The organism is Saccharopolyspora sp. NPDC002686 (assembly GCF_040295745.1).
Lineage (GTDB): Bacteria > Actinomycetota > Actinomycetes > Mycobacteriales > Pseudonocardiaceae > Saccharopolyspora > Saccharopolyspora oryzae.
In genome coordinates, this window is sequence record NZ_JBEOVY010000280.1 from 1 (window position 1) to 10,563 (window position 10,563).

Here is a 10,563-nt window from a genome sequence, read left to right on the forward strand (position 1 = left end):
CACCGGTATCGAGCCGACGGTGCGCGAAGTCCCGTCCGAGCAGCTGCCGGAGGCGGTGCGCAGGTCCGCGGCGGAGCTGGCGGCGGCAGCGGAGGATCGCAACACGGCCGAGGAGATGGACAAGACGGTGGCGGAACCGGTGGCGCCAGCCCTCCAGGGCTGGCGAGGATCGCAACTGCGGGGTCAGGATCTGAATCACGAACGACAGCAACAGGTGGCGCCAGCCCTCCGGGGCCGGCGAGGATCGCAACACCGACCTTGACGTGTCCGCCAGCGTGGGTCCATGGGTGGCGCCAGCCCTCCGGGGCTGGCGAGGATCGCAACATGATCGCGCGTGCGACGTCGAACTGGGCCTCGTCGTGGCGTCAGCCCTCCGTGGTTGGCGAGGATCGCCCTGTCCCGGTCGGCTGCTCCTGCCCCGCTGTGGGAGTTGTGGTGCCAGCGTTCGGGGCTCGCGGGACCGCAAGGTGCGGCAGATCAATGAGGAGCGCTTCTGGTGGCTGGGTGTAGTTCCCTCGCCGTCAACGTCGACCAGGCTCCGTGTCGTGTCGCTGAGGTTGACGGGTACGGCTAGTCCGAGTGGTGCGGGCAAACGGGAGGAAACCGTCTGTCGCTCATCTGTGGCTGCTCCATTCGGGCGTATTTGGTCTGCGTGGTGGGCGAGCTGGGGTGATCGCCGGGAATTTGTCGGTGCTTGCGTGTCTACTGTCGCGCGTCGTTTGGATCTAGGAGGTGTGGTGGTCACAGACCTTCCGGTCTCCGCTAGCGGGGCTAGGCCCGTGAGTGTGGAGGTATGGGGGCGGGGGGCGTTGTTTACGCGTCCGGAGTTGAAGGTGGAGCGGGTCAGTTACCCGGTTATGACGCCGACGGCGGCCATCGGTGTGTTGGAGGCGATTTTTTGGAAGCCGGAGTTTTCGTGGCGGCCGGTTGCGATTGAGGTGCTCAAGCCGATTCGCCAGTTCACGCAGCGGCGTAACGAGACGACTGATCTCGCCTCGGTGGATGATGCGGCGTTGCGGGGCCGGACGGTGAAGACTGTCGAGCATCGGACGCAGCGCAACTCGGTGTGTCTTCGTGATGTCGCGTACCGCATTTACGCGCACGTCGAGCTGCGTGAGCATGCGACGAAGGCGGAGGCGGCCTACCGCGATCAGTTTCGGCGTCGAGTAGAACGTGGTCAGTGTTTTCACCAGCCGTATCTGGGAACGCGTGAGTTCAGCGCACATTTCGGGCCGGTCAATAGTCTTTCGGTGCGGGACGAGGAGCTTCCGCGAGTGACTGAGGACCTGGGCATCATGTTGCACGGCGTGCAGCACGACGAGGGCTCGGTGTCGTTCACGTGGTTCACGGCTCGGCTCGATGACGGGTGGCTGCACATTCCGCGTGACGGGATCGCGGCCAACGTTGTGGCGGGTGCGTGATGCTGGTTCAGCGGTTGGTCGAATACACGCGGGAGCACAGCACGAGCAAGCCGTTTCATCGCGAACGTGAGTTCTCGTGGGAGCTGGCGTTGTCGAGCACGGGCAACAAGCCCCGGCTTGATGAATGCCGTGATGTGGACCAGGCGAGGAAGCGCCGGGGGCAGCGACACTTGACGCCGGCGGTGACCCGCACGGTCGGAGTGGCGCCGCAGATGGGTGCTGATGATGTCCAGTATGTCTTGGGCTGGGGCGACGGCAGTACGAAACCGTCGCGGGTGCAGGACTGTCACCAGCAGTTCGTCGATCTCATCAACAGGTGGGCGAACGAGGTCGCCGGCGAATGCCCGGAAGCTGAGGTTGTGCGCAATTTCTACGCTCGTGGGGGCGTCGCCGAGGTGCAGCGGCCGGATGAGATCGGCGCGAAGCAGGGTGTTCTGATCAGCGTGGATGGTGTCCGCATCATCACGCTCGATGCGCTGACTCGATTCTGGGAAGCCGAGGTTACGCGCCGCAAGACCGGTGGCACGACCGGTTTGTGCCTGGTGTGCGGTCGGAACGGCGTGCTCGCTGAGACGGTGCCCGGCAACCTTTCAAAACGCCTGGTCCCGGGTGCGGCGAACAACCCGGCGCTGATCAGCGTGAACGAGCGCGTGTTCGGCTACCAGCTGACCACCGGTCTTCAGCACACCCCGATCTGCCTGGCCTGTGGCGATGCGATGACCACGGCGCTGACCGAGCTGCTGTCCGGTCCGCATACGCTCGGTGTGGCGCAGCAGGACAGCGTCATGACCTGGTGGACTCTCGGCGACGCGCCGAAGGACTTCTTCAACATCATGCCGGAGAAACCGGATCCCGCCGCGGTGAACCGGATTCTGGAACGGCTACGTGGGGGACAGCCCCTGCTCGTAGCGGACAGTGTGCGGGCGCAGGCCGCCGAGGGCCGGTTCTGCTCGGTGACGTTGGGCGGTAACTCCTCTCGCGTGGTGATCCGCGACTGGATCGACATGCCGCTGTCGGAGGCGATGGCCAACCTCGCGTGCTGGTACGACGACCACGAGATCGCCACAGTCTGGGACGACGCCCCGGTGCACTATCCGCTCTGGCAGCTGGAACGCGCCACCGGACGATGGGACAAGGACCGTAAGGCCTACCGCGACTTTCGTGACACCGCCAACGGTCAACCTGAACACGTCCACCGGGACCTCATCAGCGCCGTGCTGCGACGCAAGCCCTTGCCTGCGAGCGTGCTGCGGCACGTGGTCCACCGCATCACCAACGACGGCAGAGTCGACGGCCCCCGGGCCGCGTTGCTGCGGTTCGCATTGCGACGCCATCCACGAAAGGACACGGACATGCCCCCAGGGCTCGACGAGCAGCGCACCGACTCCGCTTACGTCGCGGGCCGGGCGTTTGCGGTGTACGAGGCGATCCAGCTCGCCTCAGTCGACTCGCGCAACCCGAGACGGAGCGAGCCCGACGGTGCCGGCGAGTCGGGCAGCGGACGGAAGACGCTGAACGCGACGTTCAAGGACCGCCATTTCTCCGGCGCGGTGTCGAACCCGCGGCCCGCTCTCACCGCTGCCAGCAAGCTTGCCCCCGGATGGCTCGGCGTGATCCGGCGCTCGAAATGGAGTGGTCTCGCGTTCACCCTGGAAGGGAAGTTGAGCGCGGTCATGGCGTTGGCTGACGAGATTCCCGGCCGTCTCAACCCCAAGCAGCAGGCCGAGTTCATCCTGGGCTACCACCACCAGCACGCCCACGACGCGCAGCAGCGTCGTGAACGCCGTGCTCAGCGCGGCGACTCCGACGCCGCCTGACTCCCGAATCTTCCTTGACAGGAAAGGACAAACTTCCGCATGAGCGTTGAACCGCATCTCGACCCGTCGGTACGCCACGACATGGTGTTCCTGTTCGACGTCACCGATGGCAATCCCAACGGCGACCCGGACATGAGTAACCGGCCGCGCACCGACGACGAGTCCGGGCACGGTCTGGTCACCGACGTGGCGATCAAGCGCAAAATCCGCAACACCCTGCCGCTCGCGGCCGACGACCCCGAGCGCTACAGCATCTTCGTCGAGGCCGGACACGCGCTGAACACCAAAGCGGCCGAGACGATGAGTGTGAACAAGATCGACACGAAGAAGAAACGTCTCACCGAGGACGAGCTGCACACCGCGCGCGCGTGGCTGTGCCAGCGATACGCCGACATTCGGCTGTTCGGCGCGGTGCTGAGCACGGGCGAGACGAAGGCACTCGGGCAGGTCTACGGGCCGCTGCAGGTGACCAACGCGCGTAGCATCGATCCGGTCTTCCCGCAGCATCACACGATCACGCGGATCACCCAGACCACTCAGGCAGACATCGACAAGGGCGAGAGCACCGAGTTCGGTGGCAAGTGGACGGTCCCGTACGGGCTGTACAAGGCAGAGCTGTACTACTCCGCGAATCGCGCGACCGGCACCGGTGTTGATTCCCGCGACCTGGAGCTGCTCTACCGCACGCTGGAGATGATGTTCGACCACGACCGGTCGGCCACCCGGGGCACAATGACCGCCCGCGGGCTCTACGTGTTCAGTCACGACAACGCGTTCGGAAGCGCTCCGGCACACAAGCTCATCGAGCGAGTTGACGCGAAGCTGGTGACCGATACCGAATCGCCGCGCAGCTTCTCCGACTATTCGGTGTCGGTTGACGACGACAACCTTCCGAGTGGAGTCACGCTGAGCAAACTCATCGCCTGACTCTCGTGAGTTTCGACGACCGGCCTGCCGACCGGCCGTGGGCGAGCGTCCCTATTTCCGCGATCGAGCACTTCGCCTACTGCCGGCGGCAGGCCGCGCTCATCCATCTGGACCGCTACTTCTCGGACAACGCCGAGACACAACGCGGGCACCTAGCGCACGAGGCCGTCGACCGCAGCGGGCCGAGCGTGTCCAGAGACGGCATCCGGTGCTGGAACGCGCTTTCCGTAGTTGACGAGGAACTCGGCGTGCACGGGATCTGCGACGTCGTCGAGTTCCATCCGGACGGACCAGTGCCGATCGAGCACAAGTCCGGGAGCTATCGGCCGGGCAGCGCCGTCGATTTGCAGGTTGCCGCGCAGGTCGTGTGCCTGCGGACGATGTTAGACGCCGACGTGCCCTCCGGGATCGTCTTCGCCGGGCGCAAAAGGCGCCGGTTCAACGTCGTCGTGGACGGACGGTCGACCAGGATCACCACGTCGGCGTCGTGGCGCCAGTCCTCCGGGGCTGGCGAGGATCGCAACGCTGACGCGCACGATCACGAACGCGAGCATCAGGCAGGTGGCGCCAGCCCTCCATGGCTGGCGAGGATCGCAACCTCGCTGGGCAACGAAGTACACAAGCTCGGCCAGATGTGGCGCCAGCCCTCCGGGGTTGGCGAGGATCGCAACTGGCGGTGGCGGCAGGAAGGTCGCCATGCCGTCCCGACGTGGCGCCAGCCCGACGTGGCGCCAGCCCTCCGGGGCTGGCGAGGATCGCAACCTGCGCGTACGCCTTGGTCTGCTCATCGAGGATGCGAGTGGCGCCGGCTCTCAGGGGCTGGCGAGGACCGCAACGGGATCACCGGCTGCTGCGTCAGCCAAGGTCGGTCGATGTTCGCCAGCCTTCCCGGGCAGGCGAGCATCGTAACCACGGCATCGACGGCGGTGTTGCCCTCCGGGCCTGTGAGGATCGTGACTGCGCTGCGACTGCCGCAGTCGTCACATTGCCGGCAAGGTGTGGTCGGTGTGCCAGGACCGAATATGATCAAGGCTATCGATGGGATGCTCGGCCGCCAGCCGCACCGCACGTTGCCGCGCCTCCACCGGATGCCTCGAAGGTCGGGGTCTGACTCCATCCTTCCTCGCAGAACAGATCCTCCATCACTCCCGGGACGGTCCCGCTCTCTCGCGCAGGTGGTCGTGGGGTGAACGGTGTTCTATCCAATCCAAGGGCCAGGTGGGTAGCTCGGCATCTGTTCCCGCGACTCCATGACGGGGAGTGTTCTGTGGTCATCGATCGGTTTCTTCTCTGTCTGTCAGGACAGCGGCTGATCCGATTGCTTCCCCTGCAGGTGCGGTGCGCACTGCCGCGGTTGCCAGCCATGCCCAAAAGTCAGCCTGGGCGCTACGGAGTGGTATCTCACCGGCCACGCAGTCATCAGGCGAGTGTTCTTCTGTCACTTAGGCCTCCTCCGGTCCTGCCGCGGTCAAAAGCGAGTGGATGGGGTGACACGCCCTGGACCTCGACGGATCCACGGTCAATATCCGGGAACGCGGGGGTTGTGGGAAAGTGCTTGGAGGAGTTGTTCAGGCGTGTAGAGGTACTGGGAAGTCGCAGTGGTGGGGTACGGATTGATCCCGATCCGGGCGATCCTGGCTTTCTCACCGCCGCGTAGCGCGCGTCTCTGGGGGTATCTCAGTCGGAGCCTTGTGGCCGGCGGGTTAGTGAGGTATTCCGCGAAAGGACATCCAGATAGATGCAGGCAACGGTCGACCCAGCTGTTGCAGTACTGGCACAATAGTCCTCGGACAAGTCCCGTAAAGTGATCGTGGTCGATATCGGTGGCGGGATTGGTCCTGCAGGTGGGGCACGTGGCACCAAATGCATCGATCAGTGTGGAACGCAGGCGACCGTGCGCTGTTTCGGTAGTGCGATAAGCAGGCCAGCCGTAGGAAGTTGGGCATCGTTGGTGCTTTGGCACTTCGGCAGGGTCGATGGTGATGCCGAGGGCACGAACTTCGTAGAGCACCACAGATTTCCCAGTCCAGCCATCGTTGGGTTCTGACGGCTGAGGTGGTTGGAGACGGAATCTGTGGCCGTTGGTCCACCAATGGCACGAGTGTTTGTGGAGCCAGACTCCGCTTTGGTTCGTTTGTTCGCGCTCGTCACGACTCATGAAGGGGTCACATCGCGGGTGGCCGTCGATGTGGAGGTGGAATCGGCCATCGTCACCGAGTTCCGCGGTCAGCACTGGTTGGATCCGGTCACCCGTAGGCAGGCGGCACCGGCGGTCCACCGCGTTGCTGAGCAATTGATTCAGCCCCGCACGGTCGTGGGTCAGCGCGTGTTGCCAGAGTAGGAAGAACCGTCGATGTTCGGGGAAGTCCTCGAGTGCCACCGACACGTGCCTCGTCACCCACTTTCTTTCCTGTCGCTGCGGCTAAACCCCGCCTCTGATCCTCAGTCGGCAAGCTACAGACGGCTACCGACAACGACGACCTGGGTGGACCAGGGGATCGTGGCGCATCATCGCGAGCAGCTACCGGGGATACACGATGTGCAAGTGGATGTCGTGTGAGCTGAGGTGAGGGATCGTGGGCAAAAGGTAAGGGTGAGAGGTCCAGTGGGGAACTGGACCTCTCACCCGGGGTTGGTTGGGGCGTTATTTGGCTAGTGGGTGGGGTTCTCCGGTGAGTGCGGCGAGGGCGGCGGCGACTTCGCGGATGTCGGCTCGGGTGTAGATGCCGGTGCTTCCGTGGTCGCCGCTGTTGTTGTCGGTGTGGCCGGCGTAAGCGCGGGCGACGGCGTGGCCGAAGTTGCGTTCTACCCAGGTGAGCGTGGTGTGGCGGAGCCAGTGGGTACTGATTCCCTGGGTGGCGACCCAGGGGAGTTGCTCACCGAGTCTGGCCCAGAGGTGGTCGTAACGCCGATAGGTGATCGGGGCTCCATTGGTGTAGCGGAGGAGTTGTCCGCCTGATTGCGTGGCGCCACGTTGTTCGGCGTGTTCGCGGAGGTGGGTCATGAGAGTGGGGGAGACCGGTTGCCAGCGGACGGTTTCGCCTTTCTCGTGGAGCATGATCAGGCAGTTGTCGGGGTCGAGGTCCCGGGGGGTGTGAGGGCCAGTGCTCCGCCTCGGCGACAGGCTGTCTCGGTGTGGAGCCGGATGATGAGGCTGTCGAGCACGGGATCGTTGCCGGTGGTGGCGGCGGTGTGGTTGATCTCCTCGAGCCGGGAATCCGGCAGGCCGCGGCGTGTGGTGGGTAGGCGGCGCGGCTTGGGCACCTTCTTGGCGGGGTTGTCGCTGACCAGGTCGTCGGCGACAGCGTGGTTGTAGAGGCAGCGCATGGCGGCGATGAAGTGCTCAGCAGCGCCTCGTCCTCCGCGGGCGTTGCGGCGTTTGACCAACTGGCTGCGGGTCTTCTCAGCGAACCGTTTTATCTCCAGCGGTGTCGGTTCGTCCAGGCGCCGGTCGCCCCACTGGTCATTGATGCGATTCCAGTAGGAGCCGTATACGCGGCGGGTTCCGGCGCTGACCGCGGTGGAGACCTGCGGAATGTACTCGGCGAAGGTCGGAGCGAGCGGCCGCGCGGACGGAGCGCTGACGAGGTCATCCACCGAGACCCCGAGACGCCCGAGCAACAGCTTGGCCGCCTCGATCTCCTCCGGACTTGCTCCTGATGTGATCTTGTTCTCGGTCATGCCGGCTCACCGCCCCACAGCTCGGCGTGACGCTGCTCCAGGGCCTCGTCCACAGCAGTGAGGGGGTCGATCAGCAGCATGTCCCGCCGTGGGTCGGCGACGAGGAGGACGCAATCCCCGGTGTGGATGCCGTAAGCAGCTCTCGCGGTCGCCGGGATCGTGATCAGAGGTGTTCCGGGCAGCCGGTGGACCCCACCAGCGTCGGGTTGCAGCACGACCGCTCCCGAGGTGACCCGGATGGTCAGGCTCTGACCGGGTGGCCACTCCAGGGTGTGCAGGACCGGTCGGGCCGAGACCCGGCCGGAGGAGTCCATCCGGGCCATGCCGTAGGTCACCGGCATTTCACGGCGCCGGGCAATGACCGGAAGAGGAAGGCTGCGGCGCTCCCCGCTTCCCACCGGCGTAGAAGTGCCATGGTCGGTGGCTTCGGGTGGCACCAGGCCCGTGACGATCTGCTCAGTCATGGCCACCACCCCGATGACCAGCACAGACCAGGCGAGAACAGATGTGCAGACACCAGTAATCGCGACGGCTGAAGTGCCGTCGCGATACCGTGTTCAAGTGTTCGCTGTGTTGGGGAAATTTCGCGCGATTTTGTGTCCGAGGGGGGACTTGAACCCCCACGCCCTTAATCGGGCACTAGCACCTCAAGCTAGCGCGTCTGCCATTCCGCCACTCGGACATCTCGGGCTCGCCCTCTTCGGTGGGGCGTTCCCGCTGTGTTGTGTACATAGATTAGCCCATGGTCATCCGGGGTGAAACGGCACCCCCCTCTAAGCCGCTCGGGTGATAGAAATGCCTGGTGAGCGAGCACAGCGGTATGTCCGGTACTGATCATGACGCGGGGTTGCGGCTGGCCGAGGAGGAGGTTGTCGGTCTTGCCAGCGACTTGATCCGCATCGACACCACCAACACCGGTGATCCCGAGACGCTCGTGGGGGAGCGGGCCGCCGCCGAGTTCGTGGCGGCCAAGCTCAGCGAGGTCGGGTACGAGGTCACCTACGTCGAGTCCGGGGATCATCCCGGGCGCGGCAACGTCATCGCGCGGTTGCCCGGGGCCGATTCGGGGCGGGGCGGGTTGCTGGTGCACGGGCACCTGGACGTCGTGCCCGCCGATCCTGCCGAGTGGTCCGTGCACCCCTTCTCCGGGGCCGTTCAGGACGGGTACGTGTGGGGGCGGGGTGCGGTCGACATGAAGGACATGGTCGCCATGAGCCTCGCGATCGCTCGGCGGTTCAAGCGGGACGGCATCGTTCCGCCTCGTGACATCGTCTTCGCGTTCCTGGCCGATGAGGAGGCCGGGAGCTTCCACGGGGCGCAGTGGCTGGTCGACCACCGGCCCGAGCTGTTCGAAGGCTGCACCGAGGCCATCAGCGAGGTCGGCGGGTTCTCCGTCACGCTCAAGGACGGTGTGCGCGCTTACCTGGTGCAGAGCGCTGAGAAGGGGATCCGCTGGCTGAAGCTGCGGGTTCGAGCGCGGGCCGGGCACGGGTCGATGGTGCACGACGACAACGCCGTGACCAGGCTTTCCGAGGCCGTCGCCAAGCTCGGCAACCACCGGTTCCCGCTGGTGCTGACCGACTCGGTGCAGGAATTCCTCGCCGGCGTCACCGAGATCACCGGGTGGGACTTCCCGGACGACGACGTCGAGGGCGCCGTCGCCAAGCTCGGCAACCTGTCGCGGATGGTCGGCGCCACGCTGCGCGACACCGCCAACCCGACGATGCTCACCGCCGGGTACAAGCACAACGTCATCCCGTCGGTCGCCGAGGCCGCGGTGGACTGCCGGATCCTGCCCGGGCGGGAAGAGGCGTTCGAACGGGAGCTGGCCGAGTTGCTCGGTCCCGACGTGGAGCGCGAGTGGGTCGGGCTGCCGCCGGTGGAGGCCAAGTTCGAAGGCCGGATCGTGGATGCCATGAGCGCGTCGCTGATCGCCGAGGACCCCGGCGCCAAGGCGCTGCCCTACATGATGTCCGGGGGCACCGACGCCAAGTCGTTCAGCCGGCTGGGCATGAGCTGCTACGGGTTCGCCCCGCTGAAGCTGCCTGCCGACCTCGACTTCAGCTCGCTGTTCCACGGCGTCGACGAGCGGGTGCCGGTGGATGCGCTGCAGTTCGGCGTGCGGGTGCTGGACCGGTTCATCCGCAACAGCTGAGTGTCGGTGGGGTCTGCTTTCATCTACCCGAGATGATCATCGGGGAGGTGCGGCGTGGACCTGGCGCGCTTGATCGAGATCTACCTGGAGCACTTGCAGGCCCGCAAGCTCGCGGCGAACTCGCTGCGAGCCTACCGCCGCGACCTGGAAACGGTGGCCGGTGAGCTCGTCGAACTCACCGGCGCCGCCGCCGACCAGCTGCCGGTGGAGCGGGTCGACGCCTCCGTGCTGCGCTCGGCGTTCGCCCGGTTCGCCGGCGCGCGGTCGGCCTCGTCGGTGACCCGGGCGTGGTCGACGTGGAACGGGTTCTTCGGATTCCTGGTGGTCGAGGGCGCGGTGCCCGGCAACCCGATGCAGGTGGTGCCCAAGCCGCGCAACGCGCCCTCGACGCCGAAGCCGTTGCAGGGCGAGGACACGCCCGAGCGGCTGCTGCGCACGGTCGCCTCGGGAGCCCGGCGGGCGCGCAACCCGTGGCCGGAGCGCGATCTCGCGGTGCTGGCCCGCCTGGCGTCAGCACCTCGGTCAGGCGATCGTCGGCGTCCCAGGAGAACTGGAAGCTCTC

General features: G+C 65.8%; 11 protein-coding genes and 1 tRNA gene. 7 read left to right on the forward strand and 5 right to left on the reverse strand.

From position 1 onward, the window contains the following. From ABTZ89_RS28830 to ABTZ89_RS28850, 5 genes are all read left to right on the forward strand, one after another. On the forward strand, positions 1 to 262 hold a 262-nt coding region (locus ABTZ89_RS28830), incomplete at its 5' end, for a hypothetical protein (protein WP_351050485.1). A gap of 523 nt (positions 263 to 785) precedes the next feature. Beyond that, positions 786 to 1,421, forward strand: coding sequence for a type I-C CRISPR-associated protein Cas5c (gene cas5c / locus ABTZ89_RS28835; RefSeq protein ID WP_351050505.1), 636 nt, complete (start codon positions 786 to 788; stop codon positions 1,419 to 1,421). Next, complete coding sequence (gene cas8c / locus ABTZ89_RS28840; RefSeq protein WP_351050508.1) at positions 1,421 to 3,238, forward strand: type I-C CRISPR-associated protein Cas8c/Csd1; 1,818 nt, start codon at positions 1,421 to 1,423, stop codon at positions 3,236 to 3,238. The genes cas5c and cas8c overlap by 1 nt, the downstream gene beginning before the upstream one ends. A 39-nt stretch (positions 3,239 to 3,277) precedes the next feature. Beyond that, positions 3,278 to 4,165 (forward strand): type I-C CRISPR-associated protein Cas7/Csd2, encoded by an 888-nt coding sequence (gene cas7c / locus ABTZ89_RS28845; protein WP_351050488.1) that lies wholly within the window; start codon positions 3,278 to 3,280, stop codon positions 4,163 to 4,165. A 5-nt stretch (positions 4,166 to 4,170) separates the two neighbouring features. Continuing rightward, positions 4,171 to 5,355: a CRISPR-associated protein Cas4 gene (locus tag ABTZ89_RS28850; RefSeq protein WP_351050491.1), complete on the forward strand. Its 1,185-nt coding sequence runs from the start codon at positions 4,171 to 4,173 to the stop codon at positions 5,353 to 5,355. A 329-nt stretch (positions 5,356 to 5,684) separates the two neighbouring features. Here ABTZ89_RS28850 and ABTZ89_RS28855 read toward each other — a convergent pair whose 3' ends face one another. From ABTZ89_RS28855 to ABTZ89_RS28875, 5 genes are all read right to left on the reverse strand, one after another. Next, the gene (locus tag ABTZ89_RS28855; protein ID WP_351050511.1) at positions 5,685 to 6,323 is read right to left on the reverse strand and encodes an endonuclease domain-containing protein; all 639 of its coding nucleotides are present in this window, start codon (positions 6,321 to 6,323) and stop codon (positions 5,685 to 5,687) included. 486 nt (positions 6,324 to 6,809) lie between these two features. Then, positions 6,810 to 7,223 carry a site-specific integrase gene (locus tag ABTZ89_RS28860; RefSeq protein ID WP_351050494.1) on the reverse strand — a complete coding sequence of 138 codons (414 nt, stop codon included), beginning with the start codon at positions 7,221 to 7,223 and terminating at the stop codon, positions 6,810 to 6,812. A gap of 2 nt (positions 7,224 to 7,225) precedes the next feature. After that, the gene (locus tag ABTZ89_RS28865) at positions 7,226 to 7,846 is read right to left on the reverse strand and encodes a site-specific integrase (protein WP_351050497.1); all 621 of its coding nucleotides are present in this window, start codon (positions 7,844 to 7,846) and stop codon (positions 7,226 to 7,228) included. Further along, a complete protein-coding gene (locus tag ABTZ89_RS28870; protein WP_351050500.1) occupies positions 7,843 to 8,310 on the reverse strand; it encodes a hypothetical protein in 468 nt (155 codons plus the stop codon). Before ABTZ89_RS28870 ends, ABTZ89_RS28865 begins: the two co-directional genes overlap by 4 nt. A 133-nt stretch (positions 8,311 to 8,443) precedes the next feature. Beyond that, positions 8,444 to 8,528 (reverse strand) — tRNA-Leu (locus ABTZ89_RS28875). 138 nt (positions 8,529 to 8,666) lie between these two features. Between ABTZ89_RS28875 and ABTZ89_RS28880 the strand changes: the two genes are divergently transcribed. Beyond that, positions 8,667 to 10,001, forward strand: a complete 1,335-nt coding sequence (locus tag ABTZ89_RS28880; protein ID WP_270948314.1) for a M20/M25/M40 family metallo-hydrolase — start codon at positions 8,667 to 8,669, stop codon at positions 9,999 to 10,001. A 54-nt stretch (positions 10,002 to 10,055) separates the two neighbouring features. After that, positions 10,056 to 10,563: site-specific integrase (locus ABTZ89_RS28885; RefSeq protein WP_351050503.1), on the forward strand; the 508-nt coding region annotated here is incomplete at its 3' end.